Genomic DNA, 20,881 nt, shown 5'->3' with positions numbered 1-20,881 from the left:
ATGGCCCAAGTTATAACAAAGTTCACCGGCAAAGTCTGCCCTGACACTGGGGGCTATTCTTGGCGTCAAATGCGTTCAGAGTAAGAGAATTTGATGAAGTTTTCATTTCCACCGGATCAGATCACCGTGAATATGCCGGATCGCGCGACGCTGCTGGCCGAGGTCGGCAGGCGGATGCGGGCGCGCACGGGCTATGCGCTGGCCACGATCAACCTCGATCATCTGGTGAAACTGCGTCGCGATGCAGGGTTTCGCCGTGCCTACGCCGCGCAGGATCTGGTCTGCGCCGATGGCAATCCGGTGGTCTGGCTTTCCAGACTCGCGCGCAAACCCGTGTCTCTGGTCCCCGGCTCCGATCTGGTGCTGCCTCTGGCTGAACTCGCCGCTGCCAACAATGTGCCCGTGGCGCTGATGGGCTCCACCGATCCCGCGCTCAAAGCCGCCGCCGCAGCACTCAAATCCCGCATCCCGGGCCTAGAGGTCGCCGCCACCATCGCCCCGCCGATGGGCTTTGACCCCGGCGGCGATGCGGCCCGCGCTATCTTGCATGAGATCGAGGCGTCCGGCGCGCGGCTGGTGTTCATCGCGCTCGGCGCCCCCAAGCAAGAAGCCTTCGCCGCGCTGGGCCGCGACCTCACCCCGCAGATCGGCTTCGCCTCGATCGGTGCCAGCCTTGATTTCCTCGCCGGTCGCCAGAAACGTGCGCCAAAATGGGTGCGCCGCATCGCGATGGAGTGGCTCTGGCGCATGCTCAGCAATCCCCGCCGTCTGGCCAAACGCTATGCCGAATGCGCGTTAATTCTGCCGTCGGAGGCCCTGCGCGCTATGCAGCAACGTTAACTCACTTATATTCGATCAACCGCGCCTCACCGCGTCCGATCCGCCGCGCATAAAACCGCAGCGCGCCCATCGCCTCGGGGAATTTCCCCAGCGTGTTGAAAAACGCCCCGCGCCAGCCCATCGCCCCCTGCAGGCGTAGCACCTGCAGCGGATAGGCCAGCAACAGCAGCAGCGCCGCCGGATGCAGCAGCGACCCGACCAGCGCAATCAGCGGCAGCGCCAGCCCCCAGATCCAGATCCGCCGCACCTCGCGCGTCCAATGCGGGCTACGCGTCGTCGAAAACCGCGCCGCCCCCTCGGCAAAGGCATGCCCCGCCCGCTCGGCCCGTCGCCACCATTGGCCAAACCGCATCATTTCGGCGTCATGCCATGTCATTTCCGCATCAATCCGCCAGATGCTCCACCCATGCGAGCGCAGCCGCAGACACAATTCCGGCTCCTCCCCCGCAATCAGATCCTCGCGGAACCCTTTCACCGAACTCACCGCCTGATAGCGCATCAGGGCATCGCCGCCGCAAGCCGTCGCCTTGCCCACCGGCGTGTCCCATTCCGCATCGATCATCGCGTTATAGAGGCTCGCCTCGGGGAACCGCTCACGCCGCCGCCCGCAAACCACCGCCGCGCCCAGATTGTCATGCAAAAACTGCCGCCCGCGCGCGATCCAGCCCTCGCGCAGCGCGCAATCACCGTCGATGAATTGCACGAAATCCGGCGGGTCATCCGCCAGCGCCGCCAGCCCCGCATTGCGCGCCCGCGCGGCAGTAAACGGCAGGCTCATATCCAGCGCCACCACCTGCGCGCCCATCGCAAGCGCCGCCTCGACACTGCCATCACTCGAGCCGCTATCGACATAGACCACCCGCCGCACCTCGCCCGTCAGCGAGGCCAGACAGGCCTGCAACCGCGCGCCCTCGTTGCGGCCGATGGCCACGGCGTCAATCGTCAATGTCTGCGCGGATTTCGGCATTCGGTGAACTCTTTGATCCGGCGTATCCGGCACATTCTGGCAGCCACGGCAGGCGCGGCTCTGGTCCGGCGCGCAAGGAAAATGCGCGCATCCTCTGGTTATTAGCAGATAAATGTGTTGCATTCTCGCGCAAAACACAAAGGATTTCGCCATGACAAACGCCCAGATCGTCGGTTGGAGCCACTCCAAATTCGGCAAATCCGACCAGCCCGACACCGAACATCTGATCGCCGAGGTGCTCGCCCCCGCGCTTGAACACGCAGGCATCGGTGCCGAGGATGTCGACGGCATTTTTGTCGGTGTTTTCAACAACGGCTTCTCGCGGCAGGATTTTCAGGCGGCCTTGGTCGCGCTGGCCGATGAGCGCCTGCGCCACACCCCCGCGATCCGCTATGAAAACGCCTGCGCCACCGGTTCCGCCGCACTCTATGGCGCGATGGATTTCATCGAATCAGGTCGCGGGCGCATCGCCTTGGTGGTCGGCGCCGAGAAAATGAGCGCCACACCCACCGCAGAGGTCGGCGACATCCTCCTCGGCGCCTCCTATGTCGCCGAAGAAGCCGATGTCCCCGCCGGTTTCGCCGGACTGTTTGGCAAGATCGCGGGCAGCTATTTCCAGAAATACGGCGATCAATCCGACGCGCTGGCAATGATCGCCGCCAAGAACCATGCCAATGGCATGGCCAACCCTTATGCCCATATGCGCAAGGATTTCGGCTTCGAGTTTTGCAACACGCCGTCGGACAAAAACCCCCATGTTGCGGGGCCGCTGCGGCGCACCGATTGCTCGCTGGTCTCGGACGGGGCGGCGATTCTGGTCCTCGCCGACGCGGAAACCGCCGCCACGCTCAACCGCGCGATTGCCTTCCGTGCGCGCGTTCAGGCGAATGATTTCCTGCCCCTCTCGCGCCGCGATATCCTCGATTTCACCGGCGCGCGCAAAGCCTGGGCCGGTGCCTTGGACGGCGCCGGTCTCGCCATCGACGATCTCAGCTTTGTCGAAACCCACGATTGTTTCACCGTCGCCGAAATGATCGAATATGAGGCCATGGGTCTGGCCGAGCGCGGCCAAGGCCACCGCGTGATCCGCGACGGCGTCACCACCAAAGATGGCAGATTGCCGGTGAACCCCTCGGGCGGCTTGAAATCCAAGGGCCACCCGATCGGCGCCACCGGCGTCTCGCAACACGTGATGGCCGCGATGCAGCTCGCCGGTGAGGCGGGCGACATGCAGATCAGCGGCGCACGACTGGGCGGCGTGTTCAACATGGGCGGCGCGGCGGTGGCGAATTACTGCTCGATTCTGGAGCGCGTGAAGTGAGGATCGACCTCTCGCAGGGCATTGTGCCGGTCTCCACCCGCGTGATGAACCTGTCGCATCTCCTGACCGAGGTCGCGCGGCGCCACCCCGATGCCGAGGGCTTTATCTGGGGCGAATCGGTCTGGACTTGGGCGCAGATCGAGGCCCGCGCCGCCGCTTTCGCCGAACTCCTGATCACCCGCTACAAGGTGCAAAAGGGCGACCGTATCCTCGTCCAATCCGCCAATAACAACCAGATGTTCGAGGCGATGTTCGGCTGCTGGCGCGCCGGTTGCATCTGGGTGCCGGCCAATTTCCGCCAGACGCCCGAGGATGTCGCCTATCTCGCGCAATCCTCACAGGCGCGCGGGTTGCTGGTTGGCGCCGAATTCGCCGCCCACGCCAAAGCCTGCGCCCCCCATCTCGACTTCACCATCGCCATCGGCGCCCCCGATTACGACGCGGATTTCGCCCCCGATTACGACGCCCTCATCGCCCCCCATATCGGCCAATCACGCCCCGCAGTGGATGTGCTGCGCGATGATCCCTGCTGGTTTTTCTTCACCTCCGGCACCACCGGTCGCCCCAAGGCCGCGGTGTTGACCCACGGGCAGATGGGCTTTGTGATCACAAACCATCTGTGCGATCTCATGCCCGCCAGCGGCGCCGATTGGGGCAGCGCCGACGCCTCTTTGGTCGTCGCCCCGCTCAGCCACGGCGCCGGTATCCACCAGCTTGCGCAGGTCGCCCATGCCGTGCCCACGATCCTCCCCGCCGGCAAAACCTTTGATCCCGCCGAGATCTGGTCCCTCGTTGAGCGCCACCGCGTGACCAATATGTTCACCGTGCCGACGATTGTGAAACTCCTCACCGAGCACCCCGCGGTTGATGCGCACGACCATTCCAGCCTGCGCTATGTGATCTACGCGGGAGCGCCGATGTACCGCGCCGACCAGATCACCGCGCTGGAAAAACTCGGGCCGAAACTGGTGCAATATTTCGGGCTGGGCGAGGTCACCGGCAATATCACCGTGCTGCCCCCCGCCCATCATTCCTCTGGCGACGACATGCGGATCGGCACCTGCGGCTTTGCCCGCACCGGCATGCAGGTGCAGATCCAGCACCCCGATGGCGGCGAATGCGCGCCCTTGGAAACCGGCGAAATCTGCGTCACCGGCCCCGCGGTTTTCGCCGGCTATTTCAACAATGACGCCGCCAATGCCAGCGGCTTTCGCGACGGCTGGTTCCTGACCGGCGACCTCGGCCATATGGACGATGAGGGCTTCGTCTATCTCACCGGCCGCGCCTCGGATATGTATATTTCCGGCGGCTCGAACATCTACCCGCGCGAGATTGAGGAAAAAATCCTCCTCCATCCCGCGGTCTCCGAGGTCGCTGTCCTCGGCGTCGAAAACCGCAAATGGGGCGAGGTCGGCATGGCGGTTTGCACCTGTTCAGCGCCCCTGACCGAGGCCGAGTTGCTCGAGTGGCTCGGCCCGAGGATGGCGCGCTATAAACTGCCGCAGCATGTGGTGTTCTGGGAGGATCTGCCGAAATCCGGCTACGGCAAAATCACCAAAAACCTGATCCGCGACCGCCTGATCGCCCGCGATCAACTCCCGCCTGCATGAGCCTGCCGATGCTCACCCACCCCGGCCCCGCCGCCGCCGAGCGCTGGGCAATCGCCCGCTGTCAGGCCATGCCCATCGAGGTGACATTACCCCTCGCCGATACGCTGGCAGCATCCGTCGCCGCCGCCCTCGCGCAGTTCGACGGCGGCTGGCTGGTGATCGAGGATGCGCCGCTGGCCAATCTCGATTTCCTGATCCCCGGCGAAGACCCTACAGGCGCTCATGCCGCGTGGTATGCCGGCCCGCACCAGATGGGCGCGGGGAAAATCCGCCACCTCGGCTTGCACGTCGGGTGCAAAGACGGCGCGCCTTGGCTCCACGGCCACGGCAGCTTCACCGCCCCGGATTGGAGCGGCCCAAGCTTCGGCCATATCCTGCCCAATGAGAGCCACCTCGCCCATCCAATCCGCGCCCGCGGCTGGGGTCTCAAAGGCGCGCGTCTTGAGGTCACGCCCGACACAGAGACGCATTTCCCCCTGTTCCAGCCGGTGAAAACCGTCTCTCACCCTGCCGAAAACGCCGCGCTCGTCACCCTGCGCCCTAATCAGGACCTCTGCGCGGCCCTCGCCAGCGCTGCCGAATGCGCCGGTCTCACCGAGGCCCGCGTTTACGGTCTCGGCTCGCTGATCCACCCGCGCCTCACCGGCCAGCCGCCCATCGACAGCTACGCCACCGAAATCCTGCTCACCAGCGGCACGCTCTCGGATGGCAGCGCGCAAATCGACGCCGAAATCGTCACCCTCAAAGGCAGCACCCACAAGGGCCGCCTGACGCCGGGCCAAAACCCGATCTGCATCACCGCCGAACTGCTGCTCGTCGCGCCCTGACCCCTCATCTGTCCAAAAATATCCCGGGGGGCGGCGCAGCCGCGGGGGCAGCGCCCCCTCCATCATCGCGCATCAAGCGAAACCCCCGGCTTCATCTTGCCAAAAATTCTCAAAATCCCGGCGCATCAACACGCCAAAGGATCAAAACCCGGGCAACACCTGCTCGGCATGATCGCGCAGGTAGATCCGCAGCCATGGGGTGAATTCCTCGCCACGCTCGGCCAGCGCAATACGCAGCGTCGCGGGGTCGATCCATGCGGTGTCCATCACCTCGGCGGGGTTCAGGGTGATCTCCGGCGGCGCGGCAAGGTCGGCCAGATAAAGATCCACCAGCTCATGTTCGATCAGCCCGCCGCCGACATCGGCGCGGTATTCCACCTGCCCGCGATGCGTCAGGCTCAACCCGTGGATGCCCAATTCTTCAGCCAGCCGCCGCTGGGCGCAATCCAGAGGCGTCTCGCCCCACAGGGGATGCGTGCAGCAGGAGTTCGCCCAGAGCCCCGGCGTGTGGTATTTGCCCAAAGCGCGGCGCTGGATCAACAGCCGCCCGCCCGCGACCACAAACACCGAGACCGCCGGATGGCGCAGCCCCAATTGATGCACGCGCAGTTTGTCCATGGGCGCCAATTCGCCCTCGACCCAAGCGGGAATATCTTGCTGCATGATCATCGCCCTTTTCCCGCTCTATGGCGCAAATAGGCGCAAAACGGAAGGGTCAGAACAGCCCCAACGCCCAAGCGGTGGCCAGACCACCGGCGACCAGCAGCACCGTGCCGAACCCCCAGATCATCTGGCGGCGGCGGCGCTCATGGCCGGGCATCGTATAGGGAATGCTGATCACCGGCCGCAATTGCAGCTCGCGCTCGACCCGCGCGGCGGTGCGCATCACCGGATGCAGGAATTCCAGCAGATAGGCCAAAAACACGCCCAGCATCACGCCCCCCGCCAGCCCCATCAGCGCCACCTTCTTGCGGCTGCGCGAGATCGGATATTCCGGCACCAAAGCCGCCTCCAGCAGTTCGAACCGCTCGCTTTGCTGGTCCACCTCGATCCGCGCGCTCAACTCTGCCTCGCGACGCCGTTCCGAGGCGCCGGTAAGCTGCGCCTGAAACTGCTCCATCCGCCTATTCATTGCGATCAACTGCTGTTCAATCGCCGGTGCCGCTTCCAGCACCTCTTGGATCTCGTTGATCCGCGCGTTGACCACTTCGGCCTGTTGGTTCAACTGCGCGATCTCTTCGGTCAGCTGCGCGACACGGCGCTGGGTCACCGCGCGGCGTGAGCCACTGTCCTGCCCGTTCAACTCATTGCGCCGCGCCGAAATCTGCTGTTGCAAGGATAGCAGCGTGTCGGTCAACCGCCCGCGCTCCTCGCGCCTTTGGGTGATTGCGGCGGGCAAGAACCCCTCGTTTTCGCTGCGAAACTCGGCGATCTGATCCTCCAGCGTGGCGATCCGCGCCTCAAGCCGCGCCTCTTCCGCGCGGAAGAACTGCAACGCCTGTTCGGCCTCGCTTTGCCGGTCACTGATGCTTTCGCGCAGCAGCGCCCCCGCCAGATCATTTGCTACCGCGGCGGCGGTCTCGGCCTCTTCATGCGAGGCGCGCACGACCAGCGCCGACAGCGAGCCATCGCGGGAAAACCCCTGTTGCGCGGCGGCAATCGCCGAGATGCTGAAGGATTGCCGCATCAAGGCGACCTGTTCCACCGGGCTGATCGGCAGACCCTCAAACAGGTTCAACCGCGCCGCCAGATCCAGCAGCGCCTCGCGTGACATCAGCCGCTGTTCGATCATCTGCACCCGCCGGGTGATATCGGGCGCGCCGTTGCGCGCGCCGCTTTCGGGGGTCACGTCGATCACCGGATTGATCACCTGAATCACCGCGCTGGCCGAATAGACCCGCTCGGTCTGCATCGCCATCACCAGACCGGCGACCGCGCCCAAGAGCGTCGCCAGTGCCAGCAGACGCCAGCGACGGCGCAGCCAGCTTGTCAGTTCCTGCAGGTTCTGGATCGGTCCCATGACAGCGCCCCTCTACGCCCGGCGCCGCGGCGCATGGCGCGGATCGCGGTCTTCGGATTTGTTCAGCGCCAGCCCCAGCAGCGGCACCTGCCCGTCCAGCATCCGCTCGCATTCGCTGATCTCATGGGCGGTGTTGCGCTGCCCGTCCGCGACCAGCAGCACCGCGTCCAGTTGCGGCAATAGCGCCTGCGCCAGCGGATCATCCAAGAGTGGCGGCATGTCCAAAATCATCACATCCGGCGCCAAGAGGTCATTCATCGCCCTGAGCGCCAAAATCCCCTCGGGCGCCAGCAGCAGTTCGGCGCCGTATTCCTCCGGCGTGTCATTGAGCGCCAGCGCCAGACCGCTGCCCATGCGCATCAACTGCGTCTCGGGCGCACGGCTGCCATTCAACACCTCGGCGATCGGCCCCGGTGCTTCGGCATGAAACAGCGCCGCCAGCCCCGGCGATTCCAGATCGGCATCAACCAGCAGCACCCGCATCGCATCCAGCCGCGCGATACTGGCCGCCAGACCTGCGGCGAAGAAGCTCCGCCCCGCCCCGCGCGTCGCCGAGCTGATCCCGACCCGCCGCCAGTCATTGGCCTTGAGCGCCCGCGTCAACTGGGTGCGCAACTGGTCAAAACTCGCCCCCGCCAGCGAGCCACGGTCAATCGCCGGCACCAGACCGGCACGCGCGGCCAAAGCATCGGGCGCATCCTCCAATACCGGCAGATTATCCCAAGCCTCGGCCACCGCCAGACGCCGCGGCCCCGGAGCACCGCCGCGCGCGGAAGTATCCACACGGCCCTGCAACATCGGCACATGCGCAATCGGCCGGTTTTTCGGCACCACTTCGGGGTCGCTGGCATTGCGCCGCCACCCCAGCCGTTGTTCAAGAATGCGGGTATTCACCATTGCCTAACCCCTGACCGCCAGTTCCAGCGGCCTACACGATATGTTTTGCCTGTTCTCGCTGCAAAGCCTGTCACAAATAGGGCAAAATAGCGGAGTTTGCGCCCTGTATCTGGCCGCTTGGGGTCACACTTGCGCGAAGATCTGCGCCAAAGTCTCGCCGTGCAGCAGCCAGACCACGCTCATCAAAGCCAGCGCCGCCAGCGCCATCACCCCGTCATGCAGCCCGTCCCACGCACCGTATTTGCGCGCCAACCGCAGTTGCAAAGGATAGGACAAAAGCGCCGTCGCCGCCATTGCCAGCGGCGCACCGGGCACGCCCAGCATCGGCACCAATGTGAGCAGCAGCGTCACCAAAAGCACCGCGCGGCAGGCGTTCAGCAGGAAAAACCCGCGCGAATCGCCCGAGGCCAGCGCCACCTGATCATAGGTCAGCCCCAGCATTTGCGGCAGCAGCGCCACCGAAACCAGCGTGGTCACCGCGCCCGAGGAATAATACCGCGCGTCATAGAGGAAATCGACGATCCACAGCCCGCCCAAAGCCAGCGGGATCACCCCCGCAAACAGCATCGCCGAAAGTAGAAACCGGATCCGCCGCAACCGCGCGAAATTCTCGGCCGAGGCACTCGGCGGGCTGGCGCGGTAGATCGGGATCATCAGCCGCTGCACCAAAAGTTGCCCCAGCATCAGCGGGAAACCGGCAAGGAAAAACCCGATGTTATACAGGCCCAATTGCTCCATGGTCAGGAAATGGCCAAGGATCAGCTTGTCGCTTTGCAACACGATGAAACCGGCCATCGTGCTAAAGAAAATCCACCGCCCATAGCGGATCAACTCGCGCGCCGAGACCCGGTCCAGATGCAGCCGGTTGGAAATCCCCGGAAGCATGATCCAGGCCAGCGATGCCCGCGCCGCTGCAGCGACCAGATTGCCCGCGATCAGCGCCCAGATCGAGCCGGTGAGCCACGCCAGTATCAGCATCGCGGTGACGCTGATCAGCTGCGCGCTCACCTCCATCAAGGTCACGCGGCCCAAGGCCATATGCCGCGAGGCCACCTCGGCGCGGGTCGGCGAGAGCGCCAGCAGCAACATGCTAATCGCCGCCACCGGAATAAGCTGCATCAACAGGGGTTCGCCATAAAACCACGCCATCGGCCAGGCCAGCGCGCAGGCCGAGAGAAACAGCACCACCGCGCGGATCATATTCAGCGTCCATGCGGTGTTCAGAAAATCGGGCTCATCGCCGTGTTTGCTGCTCTGGATCGCCGGTTGAATGCCCAGATCCGACAGCATCGTCAGCCCGACCAGCAGCACTGTGACCAGCGCCATCGTGCCAAAGGCCTCGGGGAACAGCAGCCGCGCAAGGATCAGATTCGAGCCAAAGCGAATCACCTGCTGGGTGCCGAATCCGACAATGGTAAACGCCGAGGATCGCATGATGCGGCGCATCAACCCGCCGGGGATTTCGGGAGTGGTCATTGTGGAATCAGCCAAAACATTACTCGCTTTTACGCGTCAAATTGCCGAAAAGGGAACGCCCCAAAGGTAAAGATGAAATCAGGCAGATGAAATGCACGTAAAATGCGGCATATCTGTGACCTTGCGCGATGGGCCGCGATCTGCCTTGGCATTTCCGCCCGTGTTTCTTGAATTTGCCCGAATTGGCCAATAGCTCTCGCCCCCTGACCCCAGCCGCAGACCCTGATCTCGGCGGCCCGTCCAACAGGTGAATTGTGAAAACCGGATACGTCCTCAATACCTACCCCGCGCCCTCGCACAGCTTTATCCGTCGCGAGATGCGCGCGCTTGAGCGGCGCGGTTTTCAGATCCACCGCTTTGCCATGCGCCCCTTTGACGGGGTGCTGGTCGATCCCGCCGATCAGGCCGAGGCCGCGCGCACCGAATATGTGCTGGGCAAGGGCATTCTGGCGATGATCTGGGCGCTGTTTACCGTCGGGCTGCAGGCGCCCCTGCGGATGCATTCGGGGCTGGCGCTGGCGCTGAAAACCGGCTGGCGCTCCGAGGCCGGTGTGTTCAAACATCTGATATATTACCTCGAGGCCGCCTATGTCGCGCGCCGCATGTTCGAGGAAAACATCCCCCATATCCACGCCCATTTCGGCACCAATGCCGCGACCGTGGCGATGCTGGCCGGTTATCTGACCGCCCGCCCCTATAGTTTCACCGTCCACGGCCCCGAAGAATTCGACAAACCCGCCGCCATCGCCCTGCCGGAAAAGATCGCCCGCGCCGAATTTGTCGTGGCGATTTCTTCCTACGGGCGCTCGCAACTCTGCCGTCTGGTCGATTACCGCATGTGGCCGAAAATCAAGACCGTGCATTGCGGCATCGAACCCGAGCATTACCCCGCCGCCCAGCCGATGCCCGAGAGCCGTCCGGTGCGTTTCGTCAACATCGGCCGGTTCGCCGAGCAAAAGGGCCAGCTTTTGCTGATCGACGCGATGGAAGAGCTGGTCAAACGCGGGGTCAACGCACGGCTCACGCTGGTCGGCGACGGCGAGCTGCGCCCTGCCCTTGAGCGCGCGATCTCCCATGCCGGTCTCGGCGCCCATATCACCCTGACCGGCTGGCTGGACGAAGAGGGTGTCAGCCGCGAGATTGAAAACGCCCATGCCCTCGTGCTGCCCTCGTTCGCCGAGGGTCTGCCGATGGTGATCATGGAGGCGATGGTCACCGCGCGGCCAGTGATCGCCACCTGGATCGCTGGCGTGCCTGAGTTGATGCAGGCGGGCAAGACGGGCTGGCTGGTGCCCGCGGGCAATACCGCCGCGCTGGTCGAGGCGATGACCGAGCTTGCCGCCACCGGCGACGACCGTCTGCGCCGCATGGGCACGACGGGTCGCGCGCGGGTGCTGATCCGGCATAATATCGACACTGAAGCTGCCAAACTCGCCGGTTTCTTCACTCAGCGCCCGCGCACCCAGCCCTCCTGAGCACCCCAGCCCAATCGCACCAAAAGCGTCACCGCCGCATAGGTGACAAACGCCAAGGGATCGCGCAGCAGGCGGGCGATTAACCACGCCTTGCTCGGGCTGGCCTTGCCCTCATTCGCCATCAAAACCGGCTCTAACATGGCCAATTCCGCCACGCCCTGATCCTGCCTGCGCCGCACCCGCACCAGATTGCGCAAGCCCTCGGCCATCGGCCAATCATATGGCGCCGCCACTTTCACCCGCTCATCCGGCGTGAACTGTATCCGCACATAGGTATCATCCGAGATCACACGCGGGAACAGATCCCAACGCGCCCGCCCCGCGCCGTTCACCGCATAAAGCCCGAAGCCCGGCACCCCCTGCGCGACAAACGGCAGCCGCACCCAGAACCGCGCATAGGCGCGCGTCACCCGTGAGCGCGCGGTGACCCTTGGCGTGCCCGAGGCATAGCGCGCTTGCGGCACATCCAGCACCTCGGCGAGTTGCGACAGGAGCGCGGGCGAGATCACCACATCCGCATCCAGATAAACCCGCGAGGCGTAGACCGCCGCACGGTCGCCCGCATCCAGCGCAGCCGGTTTGCCGATGCCGTCCAAGTCCAGCACCCGCAGCGTCCAGCCCCGGCCCGCAAACCCCGTCGCATGGGCTTGCGCGCGTGCCACCGTGTCATCGCGGCAGCCGTTCGCCACCACCACCACCTGCATTTCAGCCAGCCCGCTGCTGGCCAGAAGCGCCGTCAAACAGGCGTCGATATAGGCGGCTTCATTGCTCGCCGGAATAATCACCGACAGGCTCATGGATCGGCGGTCTCCATGGTGTCATCAGCCCCATCAGGCCCCACCCGCTCTGGCGCAGTCGCCGCCATCAACGCATCCCAGCGCGGGTTCTGATCATCCAGATGCCGCAAATGCCCCCATGATCCCCAGCGCGAGGGCTCGCCGATATCCATATAGGCGGTGAAGGGCGCCTCGCTCAGCGTCCGCCAGCCGCGGATCAGCGCCGCATAGAGATCGCCCATCTGCGGCGCGTAATTCAGCGCGGTGAAAAACGCCACCAACTCCTCGTTCTGGTGATCTTCGGGATGCACTGCCACATGGGTGCCGCCCTCATACATCACCAGCGCCAGATCATAGGCCCGCGCAATCGCCGCGTGATGGGTCAGGGTGCGGTCGATCAGATCGCGCACCGAATTCTCCGCATCGCCCGAGACCCCGCCGTCCAGCAACTCCTGCCCCGCCAGATCAATCGCCAGATCAAAGCGGTGCGCCTCAAGATAGGCCTCACGCGCCGCACCCGTCAGCCCCTGTTCCTCAGCCTGCGCCTGCGCCTCAGCGCGGCTTTGCGCCAGCCAGCCCTCGATCATCTCGCGCTTATCATCCGAATGCATCTCGCCCGAGAAATACGCGGTCACCGCCAGCGCATCGAAAAACTCATGCGGCGGGCGGTGGCTCTCGTCCTCGGCCATGTAATCGGGCGCCTCTAGCATATCATTCTCCAGCCCCAGCCAGCCGGTGAACAGCCCCAGCACCCGCACGCGGCGCGTCAGATCCTCGGCGTAAACCGCATCAATCCCCCGCATCACCTCGGCGGCGCGCACGGCGGCGAATTGCACCCAGGCGTTATCCCGGCCCCAGCGTGCCTGCGCCTGCGCCTCGGCCCATTGCGCCTGCCGGAACCCCCAGTTCCACATCTCGTTAGATAGCTCGAACCACGCCCGCAACTCAGGGTCCAATGTCTCGCGCACCAGCTCGGCAAACTGCCGCACATAATCATCGTCCGCCAGATGCGGCAGCGTCAGCCACGGCTCCGCGCCGGTCTCATTGGCCAGTCTGATCAGCACCTCAAGGGGCACCCCGCGCCGCGTATAGCTGTAGTCACCCAGCTGCGCGCGCTCCTCCCATTGGCTGACCTCCGAGCCATTGGTGCGCATCCAGTCCATAAAGCGGAACTGCTCGACATCGCCGACCCGCGCCAGAAAATCGGGGTTGAATATCTCGCCCGCCGCAAACGCCTCAAGATGGCGCTCATGCACCACGCTCAGATTGCGCAGCGAGCCGCGGTTGAACTCGATAATCACCGCCCCGCGCCCGGGTTCGAAATCGAAACTCGCCGCATTATCGCCAAACCGCACATTGCGCGCGGCACCGGTAAAGCCCAGATAGGCGCTGCCCTCCCATGTCGCATGCCAGCGCCCCGCGGTTGAGGTCATCCCCGCAGGCAGATCCACCAGCACCGAGGTCGACAGCCGCCGCGCATTCCGCGGCACGCCCATCGGCCAGCCGTCCGCGTCCAGCACCCCCGCCTCAAACAGCGCGTCCTCATCCAGCCCGCCCCATTGATCCGGCAGATGCCCGACCCAGCGGGTGCCATTGCGCATCACGTCAATGAACGGCAGTTCGGTGGACCAGCCGCTGACCACCGCAAGGTTCAGCGCCAGCGCCCGCCGTCCCTCACGCGGGGCGACGTCAATCTGCGCCGCCGCCACGGCAGGCCAGAGCGCAAGACAACAGGCCAGCATCAATCGGATCATCACCACCACCTTTCGCATCACCGCCGCAGGATGACGCAAGCCTGCGGCTGCACAAGTCAAAACCCCGATAATCTGCACAGAGAGCAGGCGCCATTCCCGCCAATACCGGCTATCATACGATTCTGGATGGACTTTTGGCGGTTTTCCACTGTTTTCTGGTCTTTCACCGGTTTCTCGGGGCAGCCTCTGGCGCCCACCCTTACGCGGACTGAAAAATGACGTCGCTGTTGATGCTTTCCCCTGCCCCTTTGGCCGAAGTGGTCGCAGGCGAAGTGGTGCTGGACGTGAAATTCGTCGAGGGGATGAAGCTGCATTCTCTGCTCTGGCCCGGTAAGCTGCGCTGTGTGCTCTGGCGCGGGCCGCATCGGATCGACGAGCCGATGCGCTACTCATTGGCGCAACTCGGGTTCGAGTTGATCATCCTTGATCACGGCGCGCCAGTGCCCGACCTGCTGCTCGACGAGGCGGCTCTGGTCTATTGCTCGGCCGACGATATGAAGCATCTCGACCTGCCGCAGGCGATGAGCGGGCGTTTTGGCAAGCTGGTCTATACCATCGAGCAATCGCTTAGCGGCCGCATGGCCTCGGGCATCGCGCAGCAGGCGAAACTGCGCCGCCGCATCGGCTCGGCGGTGTTCAACCTGCGCCATGAGCGACGGTTGCGGCGCGCTTTGGCGCAGGCGGACGGCATCCATTGCAACGGCTACCCCGCCGCGCGCGCCTACCAGCGGCTCAATGGCAATCCGCTGCGCTATCTGGATAACCGCATGCGCACCCCGATGCTGGCCCGCCGCTCCGAGCATCAGATCCGCACCCGCCGCGTGCTCTCGGGCGCGCCGCTTCGGTTTCTCTGGTATGGCGCGCTGACCCCGGAATCGCGGGTTTTGGATTACCTGCCCATCGCCTGTCTTATGGCGCAGCGCGGCCTGCCCTTCGAACTCGAGATCATCGGCAGCGGCCCTCTGGCCGGTCGGTTGCAAGACGGGATTTCCGCCCTCGGCCTTGGCGCGCAGATGCGCCTCCTGCCGCCGCAGCCCTTCGATGTGAATTTGATCCCGCGTATGCGCCAACGTGCAGATATTTTTCTCTCCACCCGCCGCCTGCCAACGCCGTTAAGTTCCTATGTCGAGGCGCTGGGCTGCGGTCTGCCGATCCTTGGCACCCGCAACGCCATGTGGAGCCGCTTGCACGCCGCCTCGAATGCGGGCTGGCTGGTCGGGCGTGGCGGTGCGGGCGCGATGCTGCGCGCCATCGAGCGGCTGCATGAGGATCGCGGCGCGGTGGTCAAAGCCTCGCAAAACGCGGTGGATTTCGCCCGCGCGCATAGTTTCGAGACGGTGTTCGCCCAGCGCATGACCCATCTGCGGGCCTTGGTGCATGCGGATGATTGAGCACGCCCTAAACCGCTCGTTCTAGGCGGGGTTTGGCAGCAGGCTCTCGGCAATCGCCGGCAGATCGGCCCAACTGTCAAAGGCGCGCTGATGGGCAATCGCCGGCACCGGTGATTTGCGGTAACCCTCGGTAAACAAAGCAAAAGGCACCTGCGCCGCCTGCGCGGTCTCGGCATCCACTTCGCTGTCACCGACATAGACCGCCGGCCCGCCGCCCATCTGTTCGATCACCGCGCGCAAGGGCGCCGGATCGGGTTTGCGGCTCGGCAGGCTGTCGCCGCCAAGCACCACCTCGAACCGCTCGGCCCAGCCGAAATGCGCCAGCACCGCGCGGGTCGGCGAGATCGGTTTATTGGTGCAAATCCCCATCCGCCAGCCCGCGTCCTGCAGCGCGGTCAGGGTCTCGCGCACGCCGGGGTAGATACGGGTCAGCGCATGGGCGGTCTCGTAATGCTGCAGGAAGCTGGCGCGCATCCGGGCCAGCCGTTCGGGCTCCGAGGTTTTCGCGGCGGCAAGTTCCAGCCGCTCGACAAACACCCCCGCGCCCATGCCGACAAAGCTATGGGTCTGGGTCAGGGTCACCGGCGGCAGCCCCTCCTCGGCGAGCACCGCATTGGCGGCGGCGTTGATATCGGGCGCGGAATCGATCAGCGTGCCGTCAAGGTCGAAGACAATGAGCATGGTTACCTCGGTCAATGCGCTGCGTGTAGATCACAATTCACCAGCGGCAGCCAGAGCAAGGTGACGCGTGTCGTTCGCCCGTCCCGCCCGATAGGCTCCGCTCGACCAGCGCCCCTACGCGCCCTCCCGCCCGGCGGCACCGCCGGGCAGCGCCGCCACGCCCCCCCGGGGCGGCGCTCCGCTCTGCCCCGCGTGTCCGCGCTGCCCTTGTTCTGTAAGCGTGAGGGTAGGTTCTGCTTATATATGATCACCCACGCATTCCGAGCCTATTAGGCGGCTCCTAGTCTCAGCTCGATTTGCAGTGTGCGATCAATCCATGTCCCGCCCGATGGGCACCATCGGGCAGCGCCGCCACGCCCCCTCGGGGCGGCGCTCCGCTTTGCCCCGCGTGGCTGCGCTGCCCTTTGTTTGCAAACGCGCGGACAGGGCTCAGCTTCGATGCAATCACCCGACTGCGAGCCGATTGAGCCGGTCTCGGTTCTGTCTTGCGCCGTGCGATCAATCCATGTCCCGCCCGATGGGCACCATCGGGCAGCACCGAACCGACCCCACGGGTCGGCGCTCCGCTTGCCCCTCGGTTCGGCGCTACCCTCAGTCTGCAGGATCAAAGGGGTCTTTTCAGCGCAACAAGCTCACCGCGCCTGCCCGTGATACTCCGGGTTCGGCTCCATCCCCGTCGCCGAGGCCACCCTGTTCGACATGTTGAAAAACCCGATTACCGAGGCCAGATCAAAGATATCCCGATCGCTCAACCCCACATCCCGCAGCGCCTGCCGGTCCGCCTCCAGCACCTCGGCGCTCGCCTTGGTCACCTTCTCGGCAAACCCCAGCATGGCGAATTGCCGCGCATCCAGCTTCGCCGCGCGCCAGTTCATCACCATCGCCTCGCCCAGCGCGGGATCGCCCGAGAGTGCCCGCACCGCCGCCCCATGCGCGACCTGACAATACCAGCAGCGGTTGATCGAACTGACCACCACCGCGACCATCTCGCGCTCGAGCTTGCTCAGCCCCGAGGGCGCCAGCATCAGATCGTTATACATGCCGGTAAAGGCATTTAGCTTATCAATATCAAAAGCATAGGCCTGCAACACATTCGGCACCATGCCGAGCTTGTCCTGACAGGTATCAAAATATTTCTGCGTCTCCGCGGGCAGCGGATCGACGCGCGGCAGATCAAGGGCGGTGGGCTGTGTCATGTGGCTCTCTCGCGGTAATGATAGCGGCCAGCTTCGATCATGCCGAGGGCTCTGTAAAGGTTGCGCGCAGCGGTATTTTCCTCGGTGACGGCCAGCGCAAAGACCCGCGCGCCCTGCTCCTGCGCCCAATGGGCCATGCCGCGCACCATATAGCGCGCCACCCCCTGCTGGCGAAAACCGGTCTCGACCAAGAGCGCATGCATCATCGCAATCTCGTCGTGAATCGCCGCAAACGCCGCCCCCGCCACGCGGTTATGATAGCGCGCGATAAACCCCTGTTTGGGATCACAGGCGCGCTCCATCACCGCCACCCGCGCGTCACCGATATCGCCATCGGCCCAGACCTGCCGCTGCATCGCCAAGGGCGGCCAGGCGGCCAGCAAAGACACCGGTCGCGGCTTTTGCGCGATCTCGGCCACCGGCGCGGCATAGATCACCGTCGGATCCTTGATCCGATACCCGCGTGCCTCCAGCGCCTTATCCAAGGTCTCCTGCCCGCCGCGCAGTTGGAACAATCGCGCGGGCGTCAGCACTTCGGCGGCATCCAGCGCCTCGGCATCAAACGCCCCGCGCAGCACCGTCGCACTGACCCGCGCGCCGCCACCGCCACCATCGCGCAATTCGAACGGCCCGCAGGCCTGCTGCGTCACCGGCGGCCATGTCGCATCCAGCGCGTCAAACAACCGCGCGAGACTGGCGATGTCGGGCGCCGCACTCACGGCGCTTTGACCAGATCCGACAGCGCCACCATCGCCGAGGCCAGCCGCCCCGCATCGGTGCCCCGCACCACCAGTTGCGTGCCATGCGCCCCGTGCCGCTGATAGGGATACGAGCCGAACTCCAGCTCGGGAAATTGCGCCGCCAAAGCCTTCAGCGGTCCGGCAATCTCGCCCTCGCCACGGTTCACATCAATCATCTGGCTGAGCAGCGGATCACCGCCGGTCAGCGTCGGCAACACGCTGGAAACCATCGCCTGAAAGATCGCCGGCACCCCCGCCAGCACATGCACGTTGCGCAGGGTGAACCCGGGCGCGGCGGACACCGGATTGTCGATCAGCGCCGCCCCCTCAGGAATGCGCGCCATCCGCAACCGCGCGTCGTTCAACTCCAGACCGGTGCGCGCGTAATGCTCGACCAGTATCTGCCGCGCATCCTCGCGCACATCAATCGCGGCGCCAAAAGCATCGGCCACCGCATCGGCGGTGATATCGTCATGCGTCGGCCCGATCCCGCCCGAGGTGAACAGATGATCAACCGCGCCGCTCAACTCGCGGATCGCCGCGACAATCGCCGCGTGATCATCGCGCACCACCCGCGCCTCGCACAGGCGGATACCGCGGCCGGTCAACTCCCCCGCCAGATAATGCATATTCGCGTCACGGGTGCGGCCGGTCAGGATCTCGTCTCCGATGACAAGCATGGCGGCGGTTGGATTGCTCATAAGGCCCTCGTGCTGATTTGCCCTGACAGTAGCGCAGGCCGCCGGCGTTTCCAATCACAGCAATGCTTGCTATGGCACGGATATGGAGTTCACCCGCCCCCTGATCCGCGCCAAATTGCTGCGCCGCTACAAGCGCTTTCTCGCCGATATGGAAATGGACAGCGGCGAGGTGATCACCGCCCATTGCGCCAACCCCGGCTCGATGTTGGGGATGAATGCGCCGGGCCTGACCTGCTGGCTTGAGGGCAACGATGATCCCAAGCGCAAGCTGCGCTGGTCTTGGAAGCTGGTCGAGGTGGGCGAGGGGTTGGTTGTCGTCGATACCGCGATTGCCAACCGCGTCGTTGGCGAGGCTCTGCGCGCCGATGCGGTGCCGGGCGTCAGCGCTGGCGAGTTCCGTGCGGAGGTGAAAATGGGCCAGAACAGCCGCGTGGATTTCCAGCTTGGCGATGGCACGCTGCTTGAGGTCAAATCCGTGACATTGGCCCGTGACACCTCGCATGACGGCTGGGCCGAATTCCCTGACAGTGTCACCGCCCGCGGCACCAAACACCTGCTGGAACTGACCGAGGCCGCACGACAGGGCCGCCCCGCCGCGATGCTCTATCTGCTGGCCCGCAATGACGTCCACCGCATCCGCATTGCCGCAGATATCGACCCGACCTATGCGCAGGCTTTTGATATCGCCCGCGCCGCTGGCGTGCGTATGCTCGGGCTGGGCTGCCAGATTTCCACCACCGGCATCCATGCCACGGGCGCGGTCTTGATTGATCCCGCGCCGCAGACTGGTAAATCGCGCTAAACCGGCCTATCTAAGTGCGGAAAACAACGAGGTTCAGCCGTGTACGACAAGAGCACTCGCGTCACCCGCGAGGGGATACGCATTCATAATCCCGAAGATTCCGCTGGCATGCTCAAGGCCGGTCAGGTCGCGGCGCAGATCCTCGATGACATCATCGAGCATGTCTTCCCCGGCCAAACCACCGGCGAGATTGACCGGCTGATCACCGAAATGGTCGCCCAGCACGGCGCGACTTCGGCGACCATCGGCTACCGCGGCTATCAGCACGCCAGTTGTATCAGCGTGAACCATGTGGTCTGCCACGGTATCCCCGGTGCGAAAACGCTGAAAGACGGTGATATTCTCAATATCGACGTGACGGTGATTGTCGACGGTTGGTATGGCGATACCTCGCGGATGTATGTCGCCGGTAAATTGCCGCGCAAAGCCGAGCGTCTGCTACAAGTCACCCACGACTCGCTGATGCTGGGCATCGAGGCGGTGAAACCGGGCAATACATTCGGCGATATCGGCTATGCGATCCAATCCTTTGTCGAGGCGCAGCGGATGTCGGTGGTGCGGGATTTCTGCGGCCACGGGCTGGGGCGGGTGTTCCACGCGCCGCCCAATGTCTTGCATTACGGGCGTCCGGGGCGCGAGGCGGTGCTTGAGGAAGGGATGTTCTTTACCATCGAGCCGATGGTTAATCTGGGCCGCCCTGAAACCAAAGTGCTGGCCGATGATTGGACCGCCGTCACCCGTGATAAATCGCTTAGCGCGCAATACGAGCATTCAATCGGCGTAACAGCCGATGGTTGTGAGATATTTACCCTCTCACCTGCAGGTAAGTTTCACCCGACTTGGGGTTGAGCAAAGGCGGCCAATTGGCCGCCTTTGTCGCTTTTGGAATGTCGCGGGTTAAATCGCCAGATCGTCGAGGGTTTTACCATCGGCCAGCGCCGCGGTCACCCAATGCGGACGCCGTCCACGCCCCGACCAGGTGACACTGGGGTCATTCGGGTCGGCGTATTTCGGCGTTGCCGGACGCCGCGTGCGCTTGCGCATCAGCGCCTGCAGATCGGCGGGTGACAACCCGCGATCACGGGCAAAGGCTTCGACCTCTTCAAGCGCGCGACGGGTTTCGCGATCCTTGAATTCGGTAATTGCAGTTTCCACTCGTTTCTGGAGTTGCTTCAACTCTTTAAGCGACAGACTTTCTAGGTCGATCATTTCCATATCTCCGATATGTATTCAGTTGTGAAACTTTCCTTACATGCACTGGCAAAAAACGCAATTGCTAATCGCAAATGGGTTAATGGAATCTATTTCAGATGCAGTCGAATTTCAATTCACCGGCGATTTTGACCAATTGGTATATTTCGCGCGTAAAACAAAATAACCGCGTCAATTTCGCGTTAAACGCGATTA

Annotated in this window: 20 protein-coding genes; 8 read left to right on the top strand and 12 right to left on the bottom strand. The window is 64.2% G+C overall.

What is annotated here, in order from left to right:
• The first annotated feature begins 93 nt into the window (after positions 1 to 93).
• Positions 94 to 840 carry a WecB/TagA/CpsF family glycosyltransferase gene (locus tag DDE20_RS12205; protein WP_116558791.1) on the top strand — a complete coding sequence of 249 codons (747 nt, stop codon included), beginning with the start codon at positions 94 to 96 and terminating at the stop codon, positions 838 to 840.
• Position 841: 1 nt separating this feature from the next.
• On the opposite strand, the gene DDE20_RS12200 is transcribed toward DDE20_RS12205, so the two are convergent.
• Positions 842 to 1,807, bottom strand: a complete 966-nt coding sequence (locus tag DDE20_RS12200; RefSeq protein ID WP_116558790.1) for a glycosyltransferase family 2 protein — start codon at positions 1,805 to 1,807, stop codon at positions 842 to 844.
• Positions 1,808 to 1,958: 151 nt separating this feature from the next.
• Between DDE20_RS12200 and DDE20_RS12195 the strand changes: the two genes are divergently transcribed.
• From DDE20_RS12195 to DDE20_RS12185, 3 genes are read left to right on the top strand one after another with little or no spacing between them, the layout of a single operon-like run.
• Positions 1,959 to 3,128 carry an acetyl-CoA acetyltransferase gene (locus DDE20_RS12195; protein WP_116558789.1) on the top strand — a complete coding sequence of 390 codons (1,170 nt, stop codon included), beginning with the start codon at positions 1,959 to 1,961 and terminating at the stop codon, positions 3,126 to 3,128.
• A 2-nt stretch (positions 3,129 to 3,130) separates the two neighbouring features.
• The gene (locus DDE20_RS12190) at positions 3,131 to 4,738 is read left to right on the top strand and encodes an acyl-CoA synthetase (RefSeq protein WP_116558978.1); all 1,608 of its coding nucleotides are present in this window, start codon (positions 3,131 to 3,133) and stop codon (positions 4,736 to 4,738) included.
• Positions 4,739 to 4,746: 8 nt separating this feature from the next.
• Positions 4,747 to 5,565 carry a hypothetical protein gene (locus DDE20_RS12185; RefSeq protein WP_116558788.1) on the top strand — a complete coding sequence of 273 codons (819 nt, stop codon included), beginning with the start codon at positions 4,747 to 4,749 and terminating at the stop codon, positions 5,563 to 5,565.
• Between the two features lie 141 nt (positions 5,566 to 5,706).
• Here the strand turns inward: DDE20_RS12185 and idi are convergent, their stop codons facing one another.
• The 4 genes from idi to DDE20_RS12165 all read right to left on the bottom strand — a co-directional run bounded on the left by idi (position 5,707) and on the right by DDE20_RS12165 (position 9,958).
• Complete coding sequence (idi, locus tag DDE20_RS12180) at positions 5,707 to 6,228, bottom strand: isopentenyl-diphosphate Delta-isomerase (RefSeq protein WP_116558977.1); 522 nt, start codon at positions 6,226 to 6,228, stop codon at positions 5,707 to 5,709.
• Positions 6,229 to 6,280: 52 nt separating this feature from the next.
• Positions 6,281 to 7,585, bottom strand: a complete 1,305-nt coding sequence (locus DDE20_RS12175) for a Wzz/FepE/Etk N-terminal domain-containing protein (RefSeq protein ID WP_116558787.1) — start codon at positions 7,583 to 7,585, stop codon at positions 6,281 to 6,283.
• A gap of 12 nt (positions 7,586 to 7,597) precedes the next feature.
• On the bottom strand, positions 7,598 to 8,482 hold the full coding sequence (locus DDE20_RS12170; RefSeq protein WP_116558786.1) for a P-loop NTPase family protein: 885 nt from the start codon (positions 8,480 to 8,482) through the stop codon (positions 7,598 to 7,600).
• Between the two features lie 123 nt (positions 8,483 to 8,605).
• The gene (locus DDE20_RS12165; RefSeq protein ID WP_116558785.1) at positions 8,606 to 9,958 is read right to left on the bottom strand and encodes an oligosaccharide flippase family protein; all 1,353 of its coding nucleotides are present in this window, start codon (positions 9,956 to 9,958) and stop codon (positions 8,606 to 8,608) included.
• 254 nt (positions 9,959 to 10,212) lie between these two features.
• On the opposite strand from DDE20_RS12165, the gene DDE20_RS12160 reads away from it, so the two are divergent.
• Positions 10,213 to 11,433, top strand: coding sequence for a glycosyltransferase (locus DDE20_RS12160; RefSeq protein ID WP_116558784.1), 1,221 nt, complete (start codon positions 10,213 to 10,215; stop codon positions 11,431 to 11,433).
• On the opposite strand, the gene DDE20_RS12155 is transcribed toward DDE20_RS12160, so the two are convergent.
• Complete coding sequence (locus DDE20_RS12155; protein ID WP_116558783.1) at positions 11,406 to 12,230, bottom strand: glycosyltransferase family 2 protein; 825 nt, start codon at positions 12,228 to 12,230, stop codon at positions 11,406 to 11,408. The genes DDE20_RS12160 and DDE20_RS12155 overlap by 28 nt on opposite strands.
• Complete coding sequence (locus tag DDE20_RS12150; protein ID WP_133240348.1) at positions 12,227 to 13,963, bottom strand: hypothetical protein; 1,737 nt, start codon at positions 13,961 to 13,963, stop codon at positions 12,227 to 12,229. Before DDE20_RS12150 ends, DDE20_RS12155 begins: the two co-directional genes overlap by 4 nt.
• Positions 13,964 to 14,178: 215 nt before the next feature.
• On the opposite strand from DDE20_RS12150, the gene DDE20_RS12145 reads away from it, so the two are divergent.
• The gene (locus DDE20_RS12145) at positions 14,179 to 15,354 is read left to right on the top strand and encodes a glycosyltransferase (protein ID WP_116558781.1); all 1,176 of its coding nucleotides are present in this window, start codon (positions 14,179 to 14,181) and stop codon (positions 15,352 to 15,354) included.
• Between the two features lie 21 nt (positions 15,355 to 15,375).
• Here the strand turns inward: DDE20_RS12145 and gph are convergent, their stop codons facing one another.
• The 4 genes from gph to DDE20_RS12125 all read right to left on the bottom strand — a co-directional run bounded on the left by gph (position 15,376) and on the right by DDE20_RS12125 (position 18,672).
• Positions 15,376 to 16,035, bottom strand: a complete 660-nt coding sequence (gene gph / locus DDE20_RS12140) for a phosphoglycolate phosphatase (protein ID WP_116558780.1) — start codon at positions 16,033 to 16,035, stop codon at positions 15,376 to 15,378.
• 632 nt (positions 16,036 to 16,667) lie between these two features.
• Positions 16,668 to 17,231 carry a peroxidase-related enzyme gene (locus DDE20_RS12135; protein WP_116558779.1) on the bottom strand — a complete coding sequence of 188 codons (564 nt, stop codon included), beginning with the start codon at positions 17,229 to 17,231 and terminating at the stop codon, positions 16,668 to 16,670.
• The gene (locus DDE20_RS12130; RefSeq protein WP_116558778.1) at positions 17,228 to 17,950 is read right to left on the bottom strand and encodes a GNAT family N-acetyltransferase; all 723 of its coding nucleotides are present in this window, start codon (positions 17,948 to 17,950) and stop codon (positions 17,228 to 17,230) included. Before DDE20_RS12130 ends, DDE20_RS12135 begins: the two co-directional genes overlap by 4 nt.
• Positions 17,947 to 18,672 carry a competence/damage-inducible protein A gene (locus DDE20_RS12125; protein WP_116558777.1) on the bottom strand — a complete coding sequence of 242 codons (726 nt, stop codon included), beginning with the start codon at positions 18,670 to 18,672 and terminating at the stop codon, positions 17,947 to 17,949. Before DDE20_RS12125 ends, DDE20_RS12130 begins: the two co-directional genes overlap by 4 nt.
• 82 nt (positions 18,673 to 18,754) lie before the next feature.
• Between DDE20_RS12125 and sfsA the strand changes: the two genes are divergently transcribed.
• Both sfsA and map read left to right on the top strand, forming a co-directional pair.
• Entirely contained in the window at positions 18,755 to 19,474 is a 720-nt protein-coding gene (gene sfsA, locus DDE20_RS12120; protein WP_116558776.1) for a DNA/RNA nuclease SfsA, read from the top strand.
• Positions 19,475 to 19,513: 39 nt separating this feature from the next.
• Complete coding sequence (gene map / locus DDE20_RS12115) at positions 19,514 to 20,323, top strand: type I methionyl aminopeptidase (protein WP_116558775.1); 810 nt, start codon at positions 19,514 to 19,516, stop codon at positions 20,321 to 20,323.
• 48 nt (positions 20,324 to 20,371) lie between these two features.
• On the opposite strand, the gene DDE20_RS12110 is transcribed toward map, so the two are convergent.
• On the bottom strand, positions 20,372 to 20,683 hold the full coding sequence (locus DDE20_RS12110; RefSeq protein WP_240608034.1) for an H-NS histone family protein: 312 nt from the start codon (positions 20,681 to 20,683) through the stop codon (positions 20,372 to 20,374).
• Between the last annotated feature and the right edge of the window lie 198 nt (positions 20,684 to 20,881).

This window comes from Pararhodobacter oceanensis (assembly GCF_003076755.1).
Taxonomy (GTDB): Bacteria; Pseudomonadota; Alphaproteobacteria; order Rhodobacterales; family Rhodobacteraceae; genus Pararhodobacter; species Pararhodobacter oceanensis.
The sequence above is the reverse complement of the archived record's forward strand: the minus strand, read 5'-3'. Positions and strand labels throughout refer to the sequence as shown.